Source organism: Haloferula sp. BvORR071 (assembly GCF_000739615.1).
Taxonomy (GTDB): Bacteria; Verrucomicrobiota; Verrucomicrobiia; order Verrucomicrobiales; family Akkermansiaceae; genus Haloferula.
Window position 1 is genome coordinate 179,717 of sequence record NZ_BATP01000022.1, and the last position, 21,928, is coordinate 201,644.

At 63.3% G+C, this 21,928-nt stretch carries 9 protein-coding genes; 3 read left to right on the forward strand and 6 right to left on the reverse strand.

The window, feature by feature from the left end; all coding sequences use genetic code 11:
* Positions 1–6: 6 nt before the first annotated feature.
* From BV071_RS10985 to BV071_RS11000, 4 genes are read right to left on the reverse strand one after another with little or no spacing between them, the layout of a single operon-like run.
* Positions 7–8,052 carry a hypothetical protein gene (locus BV071_RS10985; RefSeq protein WP_265594324.1) on the reverse strand — a complete coding sequence of 2,682 codons (8,046 nt, stop codon included), beginning with the start codon at positions 8,050–8,052 and terminating at the stop codon, positions 7–9.
* Positions 8,053–8,093: 41 nt separating this feature from the next.
* Positions 8,094–10,067 (reverse strand): hypothetical protein, encoded by a 1,974-nt coding sequence (locus BV071_RS10990; protein WP_035606401.1) that lies wholly within the window; start codon positions 10,065–10,067, stop codon positions 8,094–8,096.
* A 54-nt stretch (positions 10,068–10,121) separates the two neighbouring features.
* Positions 10,122–11,795, reverse strand: coding sequence for a hypothetical protein (locus BV071_RS10995; protein WP_035606404.1), 1,674 nt, complete (start codon positions 11,793–11,795; stop codon positions 10,122–10,124).
* Positions 11,792–12,667, reverse strand: coding sequence for a hypothetical protein (locus tag BV071_RS11000; RefSeq protein ID WP_265594325.1), 876 nt, complete (start codon positions 12,665–12,667; stop codon positions 11,792–11,794). The genes BV071_RS10995 and BV071_RS11000 overlap by 4 nt, the downstream gene beginning before the upstream one ends.
* Before the next feature lie 191 nt (positions 12,668–12,858).
* Here BV071_RS11000 and BV071_RS11005 point away from each other — a divergent pair, with 191 nt between their 5' ends.
* Together BV071_RS11005 and gspG are read left to right on the forward strand one after the other, a co-directional pair.
* On the forward strand, positions 12,859–15,999 hold the full coding sequence (locus BV071_RS11005; RefSeq protein WP_265594326.1) for a family 78 glycoside hydrolase catalytic domain: 3,141 nt from the start codon (positions 12,859–12,861) through the stop codon (positions 15,997–15,999).
* Positions 16,000–16,166: 167 nt separating this feature from the next.
* Complete coding sequence (gene gspG / locus BV071_RS11010; RefSeq protein ID WP_035606409.1) at positions 16,167–16,604, forward strand: type II secretion system major pseudopilin GspG; 438 nt, start codon at positions 16,167–16,169, stop codon at positions 16,602–16,604.
* 228 nt (positions 16,605–16,832) lie between these two features.
* Here gspG and BV071_RS11015 read toward each other — a convergent pair whose 3' ends face one another.
* Both BV071_RS11015 and BV071_RS11020 read right to left on the reverse strand, forming a co-directional pair.
* Entirely contained in the window at positions 16,833–19,670 is a 2,838-nt protein-coding gene (locus BV071_RS11015; RefSeq protein WP_035606412.1) for an autotransporter-associated beta strand repeat-containing protein, read from the reverse strand.
* A gap of 27 nt (positions 19,671–19,697) precedes the next feature.
* Positions 19,698–20,507: a PEP-CTERM sorting domain-containing protein gene (locus tag BV071_RS11020; RefSeq protein WP_035606415.1), complete on the reverse strand. Its 810-nt coding sequence runs from the start codon at positions 20,505–20,507 to the stop codon at positions 19,698–19,700.
* Positions 20,508–20,630: 123 nt separating this feature from the next.
* Here BV071_RS11020 and BV071_RS11025 point away from each other — a divergent pair, with 123 nt between their 5' ends.
* Positions 20,631–21,851 (forward strand): DNA-binding transcriptional regulator, encoded by a 1,221-nt coding sequence (locus BV071_RS11025; protein ID WP_035606418.1) that lies wholly within the window; start codon positions 20,631–20,633, stop codon positions 21,849–21,851.
* Positions 21,852–21,928: the final 77 nt, after the last annotated feature.

Here is a 21,928-nt window from a genome sequence, read left to right on the forward strand (position 1 = left end):
AGACCCTTAGTTGCCACTATGGCTGTAAGTGCGGAGGAAGAGCTGGATGTCCTTCACACTGGCGGCGAAGCGGTTCAGGCCTTCCTGCTCGTTGTTCAGCAAGGTGTAGGCCGGGATCACCAGCTTCCACTGGCCGTTCCAGACGCTGCGGCCGACGAGGCGCGAGTTCGTGAACTCCGCGGGCACGCTGCCGTAAAAGAAGGACGGATCATCCACGGCGCGGAAGGCCTGGTGCTTGCGGATGATCCAAGGCTTCTCGCTGAGAGTGCCATTGGCGCTGAAGAACTGCGTGGCGTTGAAGTCATTCGCGCCAAGGTTGAAGGGCAGCGGCAGTGCCTGGTCTTCCACCTTCCACGAGCGGAGCTGATTGGTATCGCCCAGCGGCGGAGCGAGCATGAAGTCGAGGCCGCAAGGAATTAGATAGACATAGGGCGTGGCGGCCAGCGCATTCGGCGAACCGGAGGCGGGAGCCCCGGACTGGGGATTACCGGCGGCATAGGCATCCATGCCGATATAGCCCGGCAGCGAGATCCCCGCGTCGTAGATCTTGGTGGCGAAGTTGCTTGGCGTGTAGGCGTGATCCCCTGCCGCCAGATCCAAGCCGAAGAAGTTCTTCCCGTGCTGGATGGTGGTGCTGAAGGGGATCACGATCCCCGGGACCGGAGTGCCGTCTGGCTTGCGGATATTGCGGCAGTAGGTCGCGACATCCGGATCGGCCAAGAGGTTCGCCGTCATGTGCTGCTCGAGGGTCTGTTGCCAAGCCTCGTCGTCACCGCTTAGCGATTGGTCGGTGCGGATGCGGAAGAGCTCACCACGCATCGAGAAGACCGTGCCATTGTGGTCCGGATTATTGATCCCGAGACGGCCCTCCGCGACGGAGAAGTCGGCATTCAGCTTCGCGATCGACCCAGCCAGACCTGCATCTCCCAGAGAGCTGGTGGTGAGGTGCGGCGTGCCATCGCTGAGATCGCCCAAAGCACGGGATGCGACGATGTTCTTGAAGACCGTCTGGCCCTGGGTGGTGCCGAGCAGGCCGGTCTCGTAGTCGTAGCTCTTCGCGGCCAGGTAGCTGTAGCGGCTGGCGAGATCGAAGAGGCTGCGATACTGCTCCAGCGCCTCATTGCGGAAGAGGCGGAAGGTCACGTCACGGGTGCGATAGCCCTGGATCACCGCGGCGGCACGCTGGCGGAAGAGCTCGCGGCTGCTGAGCACGCTATTCCCCTTCGCGAGGGTATTGCTGACATTCTGCAGAGCGCGCTGGTGATCGATGGTGAGCTGCATGAGCTCGTGCGAGTGCGAGGTGTAGTCGCGATAGGCGGCGGCAAACTCGGCGGCGGCCTGCTTCTCCTCACTGGAGAAACCCAGCTTGGTCACGGCCGTTTCCAGATCCTGCTCGACGGAGAGGATGCCGATGCCAGTGCCACCCGCGGCGGCCTCGCTGGCGATGGAGAGCGCCTTGAGCACCTTGCTGACCACTTCCGCAGTCGCCTTCGCGGCACCACGTGCGGCCGAGGTGGCGTCAGTCGCCAGACCCACGGAGCGCGGGAAGAACTCAGCCAAGGTGTCGCCGATGTCCTCCGAAGTCTCGGAGCCAGCATCCAGGCCAGCGGCGGCGGTCTCCAGCGCGAGCTTCACGCTCTCGAGGACGAGGATGGTGTCCTGGGCGGTGCCCATCTCGCTCAGTTGCTTGTCGTGCATCGACACCAGGTCATCGAAGACGAGGATCGACTGGCGCAGGTTGGCATTCTCCTTCGCGAGATTGGTCTTCGCCTCGGAGAGCGAGAGCCAGGTCTGCTGAGCATCGAGCAGGGCGTCCTGCAGCTCCCCGGTTTCCGAGCGAGCGCCGAGGCCACCGGACTTCCACACGTCATTGTATTGGACGAAGGAGGACGGGGATACTGTCACCGTGCGACTGGTAACCGCGGTGCCGCTGTCCAGGCCCTTCACGATGTCGCTGATCCGATTCGAGGAGAAGGCATTGAACTCCTTCGCTTCATTGAGGGTGATGCTGATGCTCCGGCTGGTGTCCACCAGGTCATTCGGACGGTCCACGATGTACCAGTGGAAGAGGTCCGGACCTTCGTAACCCTGCGCGTAGGTCTTACCCGCACCCATGTCGCCCGCATAGGGCGCACCGAAGATGGAGACCAGTTCATCCGTGAAGGCATTCTCCTGCTCGACGATGGAGGTGTTGAACTCATCAAGGTCGTTCTCCTGGGTGCGCAATGAACCGGTCATCACGGCCGCCTGGTTGAAGGCACCCGCGGCGTTGTTCAGGGCGGTCACCGCACGCTCGGAGACTTGCTCGTAGTGGGAGACACCGTCTTCCAAATCGGCGCGCGAGATATCGAAGGCGATCGCATCCGGGCTCAGGCCGAGCGGATTCAGATGCGCGTTGGCGCTATCGATCGAGGTCTGGAAGGTAGCAGCAGAAGCGGGCAACTGGGCGATCTCCGGCACGGTGCCGCGGTCGATCTTCTGGATGCCAGTGTGGACACTGTCCTGCACCGGAAGCAGCGAGTTGGCCACCGCCCAATTGAAGAGCGCACCCTGGGTGCCGCGGCTGACCCACTCATCGAGGCCCTGACGGCGGGTCACGCCGGTCTGCGGGTTCGTGCCCTGCTTGTCGCGGAATTGGTTCCAACCGGAAGCGGAGGAATCCTGATACTGCTTGCGCCAGGTGAGACCAATGACCTGCTCGGTGGTGCGGGCGAGGTTGCCTGCGGCGGCGGCAAACTTGCGCTCGTCGAAGTAATCCACGGTCACCGGTTGGCCGAGAACGGTCACCGCCTCCGCACGCGGGGTCCAGGTGAAGTTCGAGTTCGTGAGCAGCTTGTAGTAGCCGCTCAAGGCCGTGAGGTAGTGACCGTAGGCATCACCGTGGCCCTGCGGGAACATCCGCTGCGCGTCAGCTTCATCGATCACACCATCGGCAGTGCTGCTGCCGACCTTTTCCTTGATGTTGTAGTTGAGCGCGTAGATCGCCTCCCCGCCATTGATGCCGCGGGTGTAATTCCAATAGAGGCGGTTGTAGGCAGGCGCGGCGGACACGCCCGGGCTGACGATGTCATCGCGGCCGCGGAGCAGCGCGATCTCCTCATCCAGCGAACTGGCGACCTGGCCCTCGAAGGAGAAGCGGCTGGTATTCACCGATGCCGCGCCATCCGGACCGTCGACCGAGATGGTCGGGTTCGCAGCGTCCGCATAGGCCTCATTGCCCAGGAGGGTGTAGAGGTCATTGAGATAGCCGGCGGCGAGGATCAGGGCGTTGTTGGTATCCGGATCGTCGGTATTCGCATCGATACTCATCGCCTTCGCGCGATTGAGCAGGGTCTCGTAGATCTCGATCAGGCCGACGTCATTGATGTTCGAGAGCGAGAGGGCGACATCTCCTTCCCAACGGGTGCCAGCCTGGGTGATCGCGCTGACATCGGTATTCACCGAGTTGCCATAGAGATCCTTGACGCGTTGCTCGAAGGGATTGATCGCGGCAAGCACGCGCTTGATCCAGCCCTCGACCAGCATCGGCGGCATCCAACGCGACCAATTGGTCGAGCCAAGCACATTGCCGGAAGAAGCCTTGGGGCGATAGCGCATGGTGAACCAGCGGTCATTCAGCACGAAGGCCGGGCCACCGAAGGGATTCTCCGGCGAGCCGCCGACGATGGCGATGTTGGTATTCTTGCCAAGCGGATCGGAGGTGGGCTGCCAGGTGCCACCAGCCGCAACCGCATCGGTCTCGGTCGCCGCTTCCAGACGGAAGTCGAGCGAGCTGGAGACGTTTTGATCGGCACCGGTGTAAACGGCCACCTCGATGGTATTCGCCCCGGCGGTGAAGTAGCTGGATGGCACCGGGAACTGCTGGGTCAGGCCGGCGGGCGAGAGGCCGCTGCTGGCATTCGACAGGGTGAAGAGCGACTCCGGCGCGCGGTAGGCGACGGCGGCCGTGCCATTCACATAGAGCACGAAGCCATCCTGCGTGCCGAGATTCGCGCTGAAGAAGATGTCACCGGGAACGCCGCTGCTGAAGTTGACGCCGGACTCGGACTTGAGAACCACGCCGGGCAGGCCCGCGGTCTTCTCATCCACGGTATAGCCGGTGGGGCGGACATTCTGGATCCGCGGCAGCGGCACGGGTGCATTCGCGGCATACTGGACCGCGGAGGGCAGAATGGTGCCGGGATCGGAAACCACGCGCCATTGCTCGGTACCATTCGCGGCATTGCCGATCCGCGTGCTGACCGAGGTGGTGTAGATCGCGGGGACGGTGGCGGCACCGGTAGTCCAGCGCCACTCGAACTCATAGTCCTCCGGCTTGCCGGCGAAGTCGGCACTGTGACGGAGAGAGACCTGCTCATCCAGCGGGTTGCTGGAAGCGACGACCTTGAGGTCGCCGGTGTAGAGCTGCGGAGCGACCTTGAATACCTTCACCTGCACCGGATCACCCTCCGGCGTGAAAGTGCGCCCATTGCCGAAGACCATGGTCACGTAGCCGGTGCCCTGACCGGTGGCGGTGATCGCGTAGCTGTCCACCGCAGTCTCCGGGCTGCCGATCACGGCGAGATCATTCTCGCCGACATCCGCGTTCCTGGCGGCATCCACAATGAAAGTCCCAGCAACAGCCGGGTTCTCCTTGAAGGTCTCGACGCGGGTATTCAGCGCATCGATGGCGGCATCCCACTTCGACTTGTCCGAATCCGAGTCATTGGCCAGGGCCTTCAGCGCGGCTTCGTCGTCAGCGCTCAGCACGTTGAGATCGAGGTAGTCCTCACCCGCAGCCACATCGTGGAAGCTGCCGAGGAAGACCAGGCTGCCCTTCGCGCCACGGAGCGGATCGAGGTAGAAGCGCTGCTGGAGGTGCGGCGGCAGGCCCTGGAAGTAGGTCTTGCCCTGCTCATCGCTGGTGGCGATCGATGCCGGGATGCCACTTAGGCCGATCGCAGCTGCGTCCATGGCCACCACCTTTTCACGGGTGGGGTCGTGAAGCGTCACGCTGGTCTTGGTCAGGCCAGTGGCGGCGGCAGCCTTGGCGATCGACTGCTGATAGAGGATGGAGGCACTCGTCTGGCCACGCACCTGCGGCAGGCCGAACTTCGGCAGCGTGAGGGTCTCACCGACGCGGAGCTCCGGTGCCTGCTGGGGCCAGGCCGGGCGATAGATGATCGGCAGCGGCTCATCGGTCTGGCCATTGTCGATTGCCGAGAGGTTGAGCGTTTGGCCGCTGCGCGCCGCATTCCGCAGGAAGGGCAGGAGGGTGCCCGCCGCCGGCTGGCTGCCGAGGCCCGGGATGAAGAAGCTATCCTGCATCACATAGTAGAGCTTCATGGTCAGCGTGGGCGAACCCGTATTGTGGGGGCCACGGTGGATCCAGGTGAAGCCCTTGCGATCCTGGAAGGTGAAGCCGGTGTAGGCGCTATCGGAAGAGACAGTGCTATTGGTGGGGCTGTCGGCACCGAGGATTTCAAGGTCCTTCGAGCGCAGATTGACGCCGGTGCCAGTCAGCGGCAGCGGCATGAGCGGCAAGGGATAGGGCTTCACCAGCAGGGTGCCCGCGGTGGAGACGTAGTCGAAGTTGTAGGTCGCGTTCGAGCGGGACACCTTGTAGGCGTGCATCGCCGGGCGCAGGTCGACCGGATCCTTGTAGGCCACCAGCACACAGGGCTGGGAGCTGTAGTTCACGCCGGCGGTGACGTTCAGGTCATCGCGTAGGGCATAGGCGCGACCGGCGAGCATCAGGGCGTGTTCTTCGTTCGGATTGTAGCCCGGCAGGCTGGAGTTGTTCTGATAGTAGACCGCGCCGGTCGACTCCGCGGGCGGCAGGTCATTGGTGCCGACGCCTTGGGCGATAACGATCTCCGGCGTGGTCGCGGCCGGGAAGGAAACCGTGTAGCGGCCGATCTTGCCGGGCACGTAGAGGCTCTGGAAATTCCCGCTGGGCGCGGTGACTTTCCTGAACCAGCGCACCGTGAGGGTGTTGTTGCCGGGGCGGGCATTCACCGGAATGATCGCACCGAGATTTGCCGCGGCGACGCCGGAGACGACCGGGTTGATATAGCCGGCGGGATAGTAGCCGGTGCCATCGGAGATGAGGCCGGCGAACTCATGCCCTGCCGGCGGCGCGATCCGCGTGCCGACCGTGGCGCTGGTATTGATCGCCGCGAGGCGATCCGACTGCACGGTGTGGCTGAGGGTGCCATTGATGGAGGGCACACGCTGTGAAAGGACATAGTGCGTACCATCCACGATTTGTACGATGGTCGCGGTACCGGTGATGCCGGTGCCGCTGACCACCATGCCGACTTCCAGCCCCGCGGTGGAGGTCACGGTCACGACGGTCGTGTCGGCATCCGGCGGATTGGCGGGCGAGGTGGCGGCCAAGTCCTTTTGCCGGGCCTCCGCCTGGGTGTAGATGTTCACGTACCAGACTTCATTGCCGCTGCTGAACTTGAGCAGTGAGCGATTGCGCTGGTCCGCGCCGGGGTTCACGTAGAAGCGCTGGGTATTGACATCGAGCGCAGCCTCCGCCTGGGCGGGATCATCCTGATAGATGAGCTGCGGCAGGACACCATTCGAGAAGCTGATGCCGGTCTGCGCGGTGCTGCCACCGGCATCCACCGTGTAGTGGGCGTAATCGGCGAGGTCCGCGGACCAGCGCAGCCAGTAGCGGTCCTGGTGGTGGGGCCACTTGATATTGAAGTCGGCAGGCTCCATCCAGTAGAAGACCACCTTGTTGTAGGCCTCGTTCGGGAACCTCGGCGAGTCGTCGTCCGGATCATTGGCGACGCTGGTCTCGCGCTCCGCGTAGTAGGCGAGGGTCTGGTCCGGGCGCACCGCGGTGCCGTAGTAGCTCGAGCCATTCTGCTGGCTGCTGAGCACCGGCGAGGCGACCAAGCTGGTATCCCCATTGCCCGGGCGGATCTCCTCACCGAGGCTCACCGCAGGGTAGTCGACCGAGGCGACGCGCTTGATCTCGACGACCTCCGAGCCGACGAACTCGTAGGTGCCGGTGGAGGAGCGCACATTGCCGAGGTACTCGACCAGCAGGCGGCCTTCCACGTTATAGGCCTGGAGCTGGCCCACGCCGTTGAACTTGTTGAAGGAAAGCGTTGTCAGGTTCGGCGAGGCGGGCGTGTAGCCGGGTATGGAAACTTCCTCCGGCACGGCCTTCGGCACCTGGTTGTTGTAAACCGGGCTGACGGTGGTGATGCGGCCATCGGTAATCTGGACCTTCGGACCGTCGAAGTTGCCTTCCGTCCAGAAAATGGTGCGGATAGGGCGCAGAGTATTCGAGGAAACGGCGAAGGTCTCATCGCGGATCCCGTAGTTCGCGCCGTCCGGCACGCGGGTCACCCACTTGATCGTCACGCGGCCCGGCTGGTGGGCGAAGACTTTCTCCGCATGCGGGCTGTAGTAGTAGGAAGTGGCGGGAGTGATCGAGAAGCTGGTGGCGGAGCTGACCGTGGTCGAGGCATTGCCCGCCAGGGTCACGGTGTTTCCCGTCACGCGGGTGACGGGCTGACCGAGCAGGGTGGCGCCAACTACGAGTTCGGCGGGCACGCTGGCTACGGTGACCGTCGTACTATTGATCGAGGCGGAGCTTACGCTCACGCTGCCGAGCGGGACCAAGGCGCCGAGTCCGGGAACGATCTCGCCGGGGAATACCGGCTGCGGTCGCCAGTAATTCGCATCCGCGGCGGTGACGCCGTCCGCCTTCACCAGCGGTGGCGTGATGATGTCGCCGAGCGAGTAGCGCGGCACGCCGGCGGCGAAGGTATTGCCGATCGATGCCTTCTGCAGCACGATCGAGTTGTCCGTATTCGAAGGAAAGCGGTCCGCCAGGATGGAATTCGTGGAGATCGGTCCGGCAGCTCCTGACAAGGGTGCGACCGAGGAAGCCTGGCCGCTGGTCGCGGGCGGATTCGCCACGAAGGGCGGTCCAGCCTGATAGATCGGGTTGAAGGACCCGGCCTTCAACTCGTACTGCGCCCGCGCCGAGCCCATGGCACAGATCAAGGCACAAAGCCCCGTGAGAAGTATCCGCGTTCGTTTCATGACGGCGGGAGGTAGGTGTTTCAGCCCCGGACAAGGGAGGCTCAGCGGGGACCAACGGCGATGAAAGAAAGGCCAGCGGTATCGTTGCGGCCCGCGTCCTCGTCATTGGGAAGCTCCACATCGACAGAGGTAGCGCTGATGCTCGTGATCTTCGCAAAGGTACGTTCGACGCCGACGCCTTGAATCGGATTGAAGGTGAATGAAGGCGTATCGCTGAAAGCCGTGTTGAAAATAATCCGGTAACGGCCCGTCGAAATTCTCAGGAACTTGAAGCCGGATCCCTTGAGGTTCAGCGTCGAGCTGAGCGGGCTTGGGTACTCCACATTGACAATGCCGTTCTGCAGACCCGTGGCGACGCCGCGGACGATGCGGAAATCATCTTCACCCACGGTCACCTTCTTTCCACCCAGCGACATCTTGCCCGCGGCCGAGATCGAGGCGACCACCCCAATGTCGGAAGACGAATTCTTGTCGCGGGCGAGGAACTGGAAAACATCGTAGGTGTCACGGGCATCCACGCGGATCACCCCGCCCTGAGCTCCTTGGGTATAGCTGCCACCGAAGCGATTGGTGGAAGAATCATTGATGCCGAAGTTAACCAGACCCGGCTCCCCGGCGAGACCACCTCTGTAGCCCGTATTGACAACTACCGGGCCGCCGAAGCTGCCACCGGTCCCGAAGCTCCCAAGGCCGCCGAAGGTCCCGCTGCCGCCAACGTTGATGTTAGGCGGCGTGGAATCTCCGCCACCCGGGGTGTCCTTGAAGTAGAAGGTATTCGACGCGTAGCCGATATAGTCCTCGCTGATACCCGAGTGGGCGAAGCTGATGAAGTTTCCGGCCGTGCCGCCGAAGTCCGTGGCCGCCACATCGAAGGCACTCGGCAGGCGGATGCCCTTGGGCTCGATACCACCGTTGAGCTTGAGGGTCCCGGTCAGGCCATTGAGGTTCATCCACTCCGTGGTGCCGCCATACCACTTGTAGGAGGAAGTGGCCGGGAGCGAGTTCCACAAGGTATTGGCATCGATGCCGAGCGCAAAAGGAACTGTGCTCGCGGTTCCCGGGAAAAGCACCACCCGGGTCCCGCTTCCGCCGAGTTCGCTGGTCACAGGCGGTGCCGAGCCGGCACCACTCAGGCGGATGCTGCCGGTGACGTCCACCGTTGGAAGAACGCCATTCGCGTTTACCCGCAGGCGCTCGGCGTTGTTGGTCTTCACGGTCACCACGCCGTCTTCCGGCGAAAACAAGCCGCCATCGGCATCGCCCACGGTGTGGAAGATGAAGCCGCTATCACCCCGGGCCATCACCGCGCCATCGATCCTGGCATTACCGGTGACATCGAGCGCCTGGGTCGGAGCCGCACCGGCGCCGATGCTGACGCGACCGGCATTATCCCAACGCAGGGCCGCCTTCTGGCTGGCACCACTCACGCTGCCGAGGATACCGCCGCTGTAGCCGTAGAGGACCGGGCCATCGAGATTGATGCCATTGAAGAGACGACCCGTGCCATACCAGCCGAGGCCATGGTTGGCATCCCGGAGCATCAGGTCGCTCCCGCTGGTCACCGAGTCCGCGCTCGCGGCGCGCACGGCGAAGGCGGTGGCGATCAGGCGCTGGCGCGGGGTGATCGCGGTATCCGCGGTGGTGAAGTTGCCGTCGCCATTATCCACCACGATCTCCAGATAGCGGTCGGTGCCGCCGAAGACGGTGAGCAAGGAAGGCCGGGGGCTTTCCGCGACGCCATTGTAAGAAGCGCCGACGCCTTGGCCGAGGATCACACTGAAGTCGCCACCCGCGAGAGTCACGGTCTGCTCTTCAGACCACAGGCGGTTGCCGCCCGTCGCATTGTCGAAGAGGCGGAAGATCATCTTGCGGTTGGTCGGCGTGCCGGTGCCGATGCCGGTGCCGCTGCTATCCACCACGCGGCCCTGGTAGCTCATGAGGGCGGGCACGCTCTGCGCATGCAATGCGGCTGAGGAGAGGCAAAGAAGAGAGATCAGGGAGGTGGCGGATTTCATGTCGGGATGGCGGGTGAAAGGGAGAGGAAAAGTTTGGGCGGAAAGCGGGCGGAGTTACGGGAGATACAGGGTGCCGAGCTCATTCGCGCGGCGCAGCTCAAAGGTACCGGTGAGGGTGATGGGATTGCTTTGCAGTCCGGTGATCACCTCGCTGTAGGTGCCGCCGATGACATTGCTGCCCCAGCCGCTGGTCACCGTGCTTCCCGCGGGCGGGGTAGCGGTGAAGTTGAAGCTGCAGGTGCGGGTGATGTTGTAGCTCTCCACACCGGCAGGCAGGGCTTGGCCACGTGGGCTCTTGTTGTCGTGGTCCGGGTGATACTGGTGGACGAAGGGATTGGTCGGATCGTTGTACGGCACCTGGATGGTCCGCACCAGCGAGCTGCCGGCATTCACGCTGCCGCTGCCGCTGTTGAGCACACGGTCCAAGGGCATGTGGGCAGCTACCAGGCGCTGGGCGCTGGAGAGCGTGGCCGAGTCTAACAGCGACTCATCCGTGCAGACGCCGAGGTTGTGGGCACCGGCAGCGAGGCGGCCGACGAAGACCTTCGAGAGCAGGCTGGCGGTGCCATTGTCCGCGACGTGGAGGAGGGTGCGCAGCGGGAAGCTGCGCGGAGTATTGCCGGCCGTGGTGGCGTTGTTGCTGACCTGGCCGAGGGTGACATCGCCGACCCAGAGACCGGCCAGCGAGGACTTCGAGGCGGTGGCGGGCAGATAGATGTCGACGAGGCTGCCGCTGTCGGTGATGCGGAGGAAGGAGGCAAAGTAGGCATCCGCGGGTGCGGCACCCATGGCGCTGCGGTCGATGCCGAGCTGCACTTCCACGGTGGACTGCGGGGCGATCACTTCCTGGAAGCCGGCGCCGATGGGTGTCTCCTGCCACTGCAGGCTGGTGCCATTGAAGCTGCGGCGCGTGAGCGGGACAGGGCCGCTGATGCCGGTCTGGCCAAGAGGCGCCGGCTCGCTGTTAGACGAAGCGAAATTCAGCGTGATGGCGGCCGAGGTGCGGTTGCGGATACGGGCACTGACGACCGAGCCCGAGCGACCGAAGCTGATGCCATCCTGCGTGCTCAGGCTGATCTCGACCGGGCCATAGAAGTTGCCGACCACATCGGCGGAGAACCAGTAAGCTTTGGTGCGGTCGATGCGCTCCGCGGCAGGCGAAAAGACCTGGAGCGGATTGGCCGCGCCGAGGTCGCCGCCCACGTATTTGAAGATCCGGGTATTCGCCGCAGTCGCGATCGGGAAGGACGCAAAGTAGGCGCTCATCAGCGGCGAGCTCGCGCCGCTGCCAGCCACCGGAAACCCCATCAGGTTCGCACCGCTGCGGACCCAGTTGTTCGAGGGCGGACGCGGGGACTGGAGGAGCGGGACGTTGTAACTGTTAGACGCGGAGCCGCTGCACTTCACCAGATAGGAGGCCTGCCCGGTGAGCTGGGAGAGCGAGCTATTCGCAGCATCACCACGCTTCCAGACCGACCACTCCGGCGTGCCCGCGGATGGAATCAGCGGTGAGTCCGTGAACTGGACCTGGGTGGGATTCGGATTCCAGCGCCAGACTTCGGTAACTTCCGCGGGGAAGAGATTTTCCAGCGTGTTCTGCCGGGCGTCACCCGAGAGATGAATGGCATTCCATCCGCCCTTCAATTGGTAGGTGGTGGTTTGCCATTGGGCGGAGGCTTGCGAGAGCGTGAAGAGCGCGGCTAGGAGAGGGAGCGCTGGGAATTTCATCGGACAGTCAGGCGGTAAAGTTGTCGGCTCTCGGAGCTAGGGGCGCAGAAGGCGGAGACCACTCCGATATTGGAGGCCTGCCAGCTCTGCGCACCGGCGGCGGGCGTCGCCACGGAGAAGGGCACGCGGGTCCAAGTCTTCATGTCCGTGGTGGACTCGATCGTGTAGGTCTTGCCGGTGATGGCGTAGAAGGCGAAGCGGACATTGCTGGCGGTCTTCTCCTTGATCTGCAGGTCGAAGCGCTCGCTGGCGTCGCCCGCGAAGGTGCCGGCTAGATACTCCAGCCAGTTGCTGTTGCCGTCGTGGTCGAGGTCGCCGTTCTTGTCGATCAGGCCGAGCGGCCAGTTGCCCTGGTCATCCGGGCCATAGCCGGCCTGATAGAGCTGCCACTGCTCCCAGACATCCGGTAGGCCATCGCCATCGCTATCCTGGCCGAGGGTGAGGTCGAGACGCACGCGCTCGCCGCCTTTGCCAGCCGTGAGCGGGCCGCTGGCTTCGATGGGATAGTAGCGGACGCCGCCGATATCCACGGCGAGGCTGAAGGGACTCTGGGTGGCGACTGCCTTCTCGGTGTAGAGGGTGGTGCCACCGCGGTTCTGGTCGAGGCGGACGTTCAGCTCGTAGTTCTGATCGAGCCGTGTGCCGGAAGAAATCGGGGTGCGCCCCAGCTCCTGGGTCCCCTTGAACAGGATCACCACGGCTCCCTCGGCGGAGATCGTCTGCCCGACTTGGTCGCGCACCGTGCCATAGAGGGCATAGGAAGGAGCGGGCGGAAAGGCCTGCAAGGTGCCGACCGCTCCGCAGAACATGCCAATGGCTGCCAGGATGCGGGGACGGGAGGTCCATCTAACAATGGGGAGGGTGACCATCATTTACGGGGCGAGGCGGTTAGTTTCAAATTAGTGTATTATCAAGCTTATTGTAATTTTCCGCAAATTTACCGGGATAGCGCGGAGTCGGCCGCCGCATTATCGGACATCATAAGGAGTCATTATGGCCCGAAGTTGGAATGGCGCTCACTTGCCAGCCCCCTTGGGTACTTCAAGCTCTTGCCATGGCCCCGATGAAGCGCTGCCTCACGCCCCTGTTTGTCGTCCTGCCACTGCTTTGCCCATTACTTCATGGCGTAGTGTTGCCAGCGGAGTTGCGGGTGCTCTCCTTGAAAGATCCGGAAGGGATCGACCAGCAGCCGGTGCTATCCTGGCGTCTGGAATCCAATGAGACGAATGCCCGGCAGACGGCTTACCGGGTGCTGGTGGCTTCGTCACCGGAGTTATTAGCCAAGGATCGGGGCGACTTGTGGGACAGTGGAAGAGTTCCATCGGCGGAGTCGCTGCAGATCCGCTACGCGGGCAAGCCCTTGGCCTCACAGGCACAGGCCTGCTGGAAAGTGATGGCCTGGGACGACAAGGATCAGGTCTCCGGATGGAGTACTCCGGGGAAGTGGAGCATGGGTCTGTTAGACAAGGGCTACTGGCAGGCGCAGTGGATCGGCTTGGATGATGTGGCTCCCGCGAACCTGCCATGGAAGGAGACGATGCCGCCACAGGATGCCTTCGCGGCGGCGAACTGGATCCGCGCGGGAAAGACGGATGTGGCGGGCAAGTCGTGGTTCCGTGGCAGCTTCGAGCTGCCCGCGGGACGGGCAGTGCGGCAGGCCACGGCGTTCTTCACGGCAGACGATGAGTTCACGCTGGAAGTGAATGGCAGCGCGACGCTCTCCGGAAAGTTGTGGAAGACGGTGAGCTGGAAGCCGGTGACCGCGGTGCTTCTGCCAGGGAAGAACACTTTGACGGCAGAGATCACGAATAACGCCTCGGCGGCGGGCTTTCTCGGCGCGGTGGTGGTGGAGTTCGCGGATGGCGGGGTGCAGAGCTTCGCGACCGGAGCGGGCTGGGAGGCCTCGCTGGATGGAAAGAACTTCGAGGCGGCGGATGTGTTAGGGCAAAACGGCTGTGCACCCTGGGGACCGCTCAAGGCGGAGCCGGTGGTGAAGAGCTATCTGCCGGCCACGCAGTTGCGGAAGGATTTCACGGTCACGCGCCAGCCCCTGCGGGCAGTGCTCTATACCACGGCACTGGGTCATGTGGAGCCGCGGCTCAATGGCGAGCGCTTGGATGACAGCTACTTCGCACCCGGCTGGACCGACTACAAGAAGCGGCTCTACTACCGCACGCACGATGTGACGGCCAAGATCAAGGTGGGACAAAATACCCTCGCAGCTCTATTGGGCGATGGCTGGTTCCGCGGCAATATCAGCGTGCTCGGCCAGAATCGCCATGGCTCGAAGACGCGGCTGAAGGCGCAGTTGCAACTCATCTATCCGGATGGCAGCCGCGAGCTGGTCAACAGCAACGGCACCTGGAAGGCATCCACCGGGCCGATCCTGGAAGCGGACATGTTCGCCGGCGAGAGCCACGACGCGCGGCTGGAGACAGCGGGCTGGGATGCGCCGGGATTCGATGACAAGGCGTGGAAGCCGGTGGCGAGCGGTGCAGAAATCGAGCCGGAAGTGCTGGAGGCCTATCCGATGCCGCCGGTGCGGAAGACCGCGGAGCTGCAGGCAGTGAAGATCACCGAGCCGCATGCCGGGGCGCAGATCATCGACTTCGGGCAGAATTTCTCGGGCTTTGTCCGGCTGAAGGTGAATGCCCCGGCAGGCACATCGATCCGCCTGCGCTTCGGCGAGATGCTGGAGCCGGATGGCCAGCTCTACACCGAGAACCTGCGCTCGGCACGGGCGACCGATCACTACATCTGCAAGGGCAGCGGCGAGGAGATCTGGGAGCCGCGCTTCACCTTCCATGGCTTTCGCTACGCGGAGATCAGCGGACTCCCCTCCCCTGCCACCAAGGACACCCTCACTGGAATCGTGATCGGCTCGGACCTGCCGGTGACCGGCTCCTTCACCTGCTCGGATCCGCTGATCAATGCGATCTACAAGAACACGCTTTGGGGCCAGCGCTCGAACTACCTCGAGGTGCCGACCGATTGCCCGCAGCGCGATGAGCGGATGGGCTGGAGTGGTGACACCCAGGTCTTCGCGCAGACTGCAGCCTACAACATGGACGTGGATGTCTTCCTCGCCAAGTGGACGCAGGACATGGTGGACGCGCAGAATCCTGCGGGCGGCTTCCCGGGCATGGCGCCGGTTTATCACGACATGTGGAGCCCCGGCTGGGCGGATGCGGGGGTGATCGTGCCGTGGACCCTCTACCGGATGTACGGCGATACTCGTACCGCGGAGGACCACTATACGGCGATGACCAAGCACCTCGCGCTCTACCGGCAGAAAGCACCGCAGGACATCGGGCCGAATGAAGGCTTTGGCGACTGGCTGGCGGTGGGCGGCGACACGCCGAAGGACCTGCTGGGCACCGCTTACCACGCGTATAGCAACAAACTGGTGGCGGACCTCGCGGAGGCCTTGGGCAAGAAGCAGGACGCCGCGACCTATCGGAAGCACTTCGAGGAAATCCGCGCAGCCTTCCAGAAGACCTTCGTGAAGGCAGACGGAAAGATCGGCAACGACACGCAGACAGGATACCTCGTGGCGATCAGGTTCGGGCTGCTGAGTGAGGAGCAACGGCAGCTAGCCGCGAAGCATCTGGTGGCAGCGATTGAGGCACGCGAAGGGCATCTCGGAACCGGCTTCCTGGGCGTGAACCTGCTCTTGCCGGTATTGAGTGAGATCGGGCGCAGCGATCTGGCCTATGCCTTGATCCAAAAGAAGACTTACCCCTCGTGGGGCTATTCGGTCGAGCAAGGCGCAACAACCATCTGGGAGCGTTGGAATAGCTATACGCTGGACAAGGGCTTCGGCGATGTGTCGATGAATTCCTTCAACCACTATTCCTATGGAGCCTGTGTCGAATGGCTCTACCAGACCGTGCTGGGGATCACGCCGCTGGAGCCGGGGTTCAGTAAGATCTCGATTGCACCGGTGCCGGGTGGTGGCTTGACCCAGGCATCGGGACACTACGATTCCGCACGCGGAAGAATTGCTTCGGCATGGAAGCTTGAAGACAAACACTTCGCGCTCGAAGTCAGCGTGCCGCCGAATACGACGGCTCTAGTAAGCGTTCCTGCAAAGCGGGCCGAAGACGTAAAACAGGAGGGTGGAAAGCTCGTGAAGGAGGAGAATGGTCGGGCAGTGTTCGAGGTCGGCTCGGGCACCTATCGCTTTGCTTGTCCGACGGAATGATCGGGGAGCGATACCGCGGCGCCCTCCACCCCGCGTACCCCCGATGAAAGCCGCAGGCCCTCGGACTGCTGGGGTCACCCCCAGCTTTATTCCCCAGACAAGCCCTGACCAGTGCGGTGTTCACTCTGGTGAAAGCTAATTCACCGGGAACCACAACATATCTCCCCATGAAACACCGCACTGTTATCCGCAGCCGCCGTGCCGCTGCCTTCACCTTGCTCGAAATGGTGATCGTCCTCGGGATCATCGCCGTTCTATTGGGAAGCTCCATCTCGCTTATCAGCCACATCACCGATGGAGCCAAACTGCAACGCGTCACCTCGGACTTCAGGTCCATCGGGGCCTCGGTCCGGACTTACCAGATGAATGCCGGGACCTTCCCCTCGACTGCGCAAGGCCTCCAAGCACTCATCACACGCCCCACCAGTGCACCCCTGCCGGCCAAGTGGACCCAAGTGCTCGACAAGCTTCCGCCGGACCCATGGGGAAATTCCTACGGTTACAAGTTCCCGGGAACCAAGAAGCCCGGCGAGTTTGAACTGATCAGCAGAGGCAAGGACGGCCAGGAGGGCACCGACGACGATCTCAACAGCCAGGATGAATAATCCACGCTCCAAAAGCCGATGCAACTCCAGCGCAACGAATAAGGAACCACGAACAAAGGTTCAGGCCAGCCAGTCTTTCCTGCCTTTCATCCGTGTCCATCCGTGGTTCCCCACTCTTCGCGCAAATAACAATCGCCCGCGTTGCCTCATAGCAAACAAAGGAGCGGCCGCCCCCGCAAGGGGACGGCCGCGACCTCATACTAACCCAAGGAAAAAGCCCGCATCGCTTCACTGCGACACCTTCAGCCGGGCGAAGATCTTCCGACCGGTGGCGAGCGAAGAAGGAATCCGCACTTCCACCAGATCGGCCCCGGCCTGCGTTCCGGTCACCGTTCCCGCCGGAGCTGCGATCCAAGTGCCGGAACCCAGGCTCAAGGAGTATTCCACCGAGGGATTGAGATAAGCCGACTCCGGCGTGCGCCGGAAGAGGAAGACAAAATCGCCGCTAGCCGCTTGGTACGATGCCTGTGGTAACAGCGCCGCGGAATTCGAAGCAACACCCGGTGCCGGCTCGCCACCGATGACAAACTCGATGCCGTTGGAAATCCCGTCGTTGTCGGGATCCGCGTCAAAGCCGGTGACGCCCTTCCCGGCAGCCCAAGCGTCGAAGCCGGAAGCAGAGCCTTGCTTCAGGACCAGTTGGCCGGCGGCATAGGTTACCGTGTAGCCGGGAGTAACCGTGGCGAAGCTGCCGGTGAGCGTGCCAGTGTAGGTAGCGATCACATACGACTGCTGGGTGAAGCCACCGCCGAGCAGCGAGACGTCCAGGGTCGCGCCCGTGATATCGAGATCACCGTTTACGACCAGTTGGTCGGCGCTCGCGCCATCCACCTCCACCGCATAGGTACCGGTGATCGCCGTGCTCCCAGTGGTGAGAGTTCCCGCCGAAGCGCCTGGCGCGATCTTACCCGCAACCGCCACCGCGCGGGCGATGCTACCAGTGCCTCCCAAGGTGCCCGTCGCATTGACCGTGACCGTGCCGCCACCCGTGGCGAAGCTCCCATTCACGCGAAGCGTCCCTTCGGACACCGTCGTGATACCGGTGGCATTGTTCGTGCCGGTGAGGATCAAGGTGCCGCTGCCTTGCTTGACCAGATTCCCCACCCCGCTGAAGTCGCCGGCGACGGTGCCGGTGAAGGCCTGGGTATTGATCGGCATCGGAGCCTGGTTCGAGTAGAGCACGATCGTACGACCGGCATTGAGCGTGATGTTGTCGGCATCGAAGCGCAGCGAGCCGAGCAGGTTCTCCGTGGAGAGCAGGATGTCGTTCGAGGGATCGCCAAGGGCGGCATCGCTGGTGAAGGCGATGGTGCCGCGCCATGCCTCGATCTGGCCGAGAAAGTCATTGGAGGGGTTGTCGAGGATGGTGGTATTATCGTGCTCGCCGGTGATCAGCGTGTCGCTCATGCGGAAGACCCGGTCGGCCGAGCCACCACTGATCTTGCCCGTCAGGCGGGTGGCGGTGCCGGGTCCCGGAGCGCCACGATTGAAGCCGAAGGAGCCGAAGAGGCTGAGCACGCCGGTGCCGCCGGGCAGCGTGATGTTGGTCGCTACCGTCGATTCACTGCCCGAGGCGATGGCGAACTCGATGCTGCCACCGGTCGAGACCACCGGCGCGGTGCCGAAGGCCGTGGGGCTACCGGCGACCAAGGTCCCCGCCGCCACCGTAGTGCCGCCGCTGTAGGTGTTGTCGTAGTTCAGCGTCTGACGGCCACTGCCGATCTTGGTCAAGGAACCGCTGCCGGAGAGCAGACCGCCGAAGGTCGCACTCGCACTGCTGCCGACCGTGAGCGCGAGCGGCTGCGAGGAAGCATTCTTCAGGGCGAGGTCCGCATCACCACCCAGGCCGCCCAAGGTAGCCGCCGTGAGACTGCCGAATTTGATCTCCGAGGAACCATAATTGGTGATAACCACACTCCCCTGCAGCGCCTGTGCATGCTGCAGGTTCAGGATCCCGGATGAGATCTGGGTCGCACCCGTGAAGGTGTTCGCATTGCTGATCGTCAGCGAACCGGCACCCACCTTGACCAGACCAGAGCTCCCGGTGATGGCACCGCTGCCACCAAGGGTGAAGTTCTTGATATCGTTGTTGAACAAGATGTCTCCGGGCTCGACGTCGCCATTGCTCAAGCTGATCGCGGGAGTAGCGCCGGCCGCGTTGTCATCAAAGGTGACCTTGTCGAACTTCTGGAAATCAGTAGTGGTAAGACCATCGCTATCGAGCACCCAATTTTTCGGCGCGCTGATCACCGCATTGCTCCACTCGCCGCTGGCACCACCCTTCCAAGTAATGGGAGCAGCGCGCGGCGGATTTACCGGCGAGCCGGCGGTGCCGAGCAGGGTCACTTCGGCGGCACTGAGGCGCGTGTCCATCAGCGCCAACTCGGAAACGACCACCCGGGAAGTCTCACCATCGTTGTCCCAGAGCAAGCGCCAGGGCGTGGTGGTCGAGAGCGACTGGCGAGTGGCATCCAGGGTGCCGGTGCCATAGCTGCCGATCAGGGTGCCATTCAGATAGATCGAGCGGCCGACGCCATTGTCCACCGCGAGGACCAGGCGATACCAGGTATTGGCCCGCACCGTGCCGCTGGTGCCGCCGCCATTGGCGGTGGGACCGGCGCCGATGTAGGGCCACTGCGTGCTGACGCCCAGCTCGGTGGCGTTCGCCTGCTTGCGGATGAAGAAGTCGGCATCCGAGCCACCGTTATCGAAATCGAAGAGCCCGGTGAAGGTGCCATTGTCCGCCGCGGCATCAGTGAAGTCCGGCACCATGAAGTCGACGACGATGGTGTATTGATTCGTACGGGTGGGGAATCCGCTCGATCCATTCGCCGGGATCGGGCTCGTGACCGCGGCCCATGCGCCTTTCGCAAAGTCCGCCGCGCCGCCAGAGCCAGCACCCGTGGCGGAGGAGACAGCACCGGTGAAAGTGAGCGCGCTGCCGACCGCGGCCTTGCCAAGGTCAGCGGGATCATCGAACTGCCAATCACCGACCAAGGCGGCGCTGGCAGAGGAAAGCGGTAGCAGGAGGAAGGGAAGAAGCGAGAGAGGCGACGAGGTCTTCATGGGTCAAGGAGGTGAGATGCGGAGTGATCAGCGGCGGCGACGCAGGCCGGCCAAAGTGGCAAGTGCGCCTAACAGCAAGGAGGAAGGCTCAGGAACGGGAGAGCCCGCACTGCCGAGTGCAGTGACGTCGGTGGCGCTCAAGCGGCCATCAAAGAGCGCGAGATTCGAGACCAGCACGCGCGAGGTCTCGCCATCGTTGTCCCAGAGCAGGCGCAGCGGATTGCTGGTGGAGAGCGATTGGCGCGTGGCCTCCTGGGTGCCGGCGGTGAAGGTTCCGATCAGGCTGCCATTCAGATACACCGAGCGGCCGACACCGGTATCCGAGGCAAGGACAAGCCGATACCAGGTATTCGCCAGCACCGTGCCGCTGGTGTCGCTGCCATTGCTGGTGGGGCCGGCGCCGACATAGGGCCACTGGGTCGTCACGCCGAGTTCGGTGGCACCGGTCTGCTTGCGAATGAAGAAGTCGGCATCGCTGCCACCATTGTCGAAATCGAAGAGCCCGGTGAAGGTGCCGTTGTCGGCTCCGCCATCGGTGAAGCTCGGAACCATGAAGTCGAGCACGATGGTGAATTGATTGGTCCGCGTCGGCGTGCCGGTCGCGCCATTGGCGCTGATTGGATTCGTCACCGCCGCCCACGCTCCCTTGGCGAAGTCCGCCGCACCATCGCTGCCGCTGACGCCGGTGGTCGCGGCGACGGTGCCGGTGAAACTCAGCGCGCTGCCTTGGGTGGCTTGGTTGAGATTGCCGCTGTCATTGAATTCCCAGAGGCCCGCCAAGGTGGCAGCGTGGGCGGGCAGGGCGAGAAGGAGCAGGGAGACTACGGGGATTTTCATCAGTCGAGGTCGAGGTCGGCTGGGTGCCGGTATCCATGCCTGCCTGCACCCGCCCGAAATCACAATGGCCGCCCGGCAAATCTCTTTGGCATTTTCGCGAGAAGCCTGCTACGAATCCGTGAGATGCCCGCCGCGAAGAAATCCACCACCAGTTCCGATGCACCCTTGCAGAGGCACTTCCGCGTGGGCGTGCGCCTGCCGGAGTGGGCAACCGGCTTTGTGTTCCGGGTCTTCGAAGGCTTGATCGATTTCCAGCGCAGCCACGGCTCCTTCGTGGAGATGCATTTCGACCAGCCGAGCGGTGGCGACTTGCCCGCCGCACCGATCGACGAGCACTGGGAAGGCGATGGCTTGCTGGTCTTCCGCCATACCGCCGCGGAAGCGAAGGCATGGAAGGCGCGTGGCATCGCGGTGGTGAATCTGAGCGCGGAGTTTCCCGGCGAGGCACCGGAATTTCCTCGGGTCACAGTGGACAATGTGCGCGTCGGGCGGATGGCGGCGGAGCATCTCGCGTCGCTTGGCCTGCGCGACTTTGCCTACGTGCATGAGTCGACGCGGCGCTACTCGCAGGAGCGGCTGGAAGCATTCCAAGAGGCGGTCGCCGAAATCAACGGGCGCTTCCACCGCATCGATGTGCCGGTATCGAGCTATCCGCTGGCAGTGCGGCCGCAGCGGATCGAGCGCAGCATCTCCGTGCCCCTGGGCTCGCTGCCAAAGCCCTGCGGAATCTTCTGTAAGGACGACATCATGGCGGTGTGGGTCATGCGCCTGCTGAAGACCTTGGGTATCCGCTGTCCCGAAGAGATGCCGGTGCTTGGCGTCTCGGATGACGTGGTCTTCTGCCACACCACCAACCCGGCGATGAGCAGTATCTCCTATCCGGGCCGCCGGATCGGGCGCGCGGCAGCCGAGCTGCTGCACCACATGATGAGCGGCGAGAAGATCCCGCCCCAGCGCCGGGTGCTGGTGCCGCCCGCGGGTGTCGCGCGGCGTGAATCGACGGGCCGCGTGATCCTCTCCGATCCCGTGGTCACCAAGGCGCTGGACCACCTGCGGGAGAACATCATGCAGAAGGGCATCAGCGTCGATTCACTGGCGCGGCGCGCCGGGGTTTCGCGCGAACTCCTGCGCCAGAAGTTCCATGCCGCCCTGGGCCACAGCCCGAAGGAAGAAATCGAGCGCCTGCGCTGCCTGCGCGTCTGCGACTATCTCCATCGGACCAACTTCACGCTCGAATCGATCGCTGAGGAATGTGGTTTTTCCGGTCCAGACGATGTATGTCGTTTCATCAAGCGGATGACCGGCAAGACCCCGGGCAAGATCCGCAATGAGGCGAAATCTTGACCCGGGATTTGGCAAGCAGCCAATGGAATTGGGTCTGCCGCAATGGCACCAAAGACCCGCGGAGGACTATGAAAATG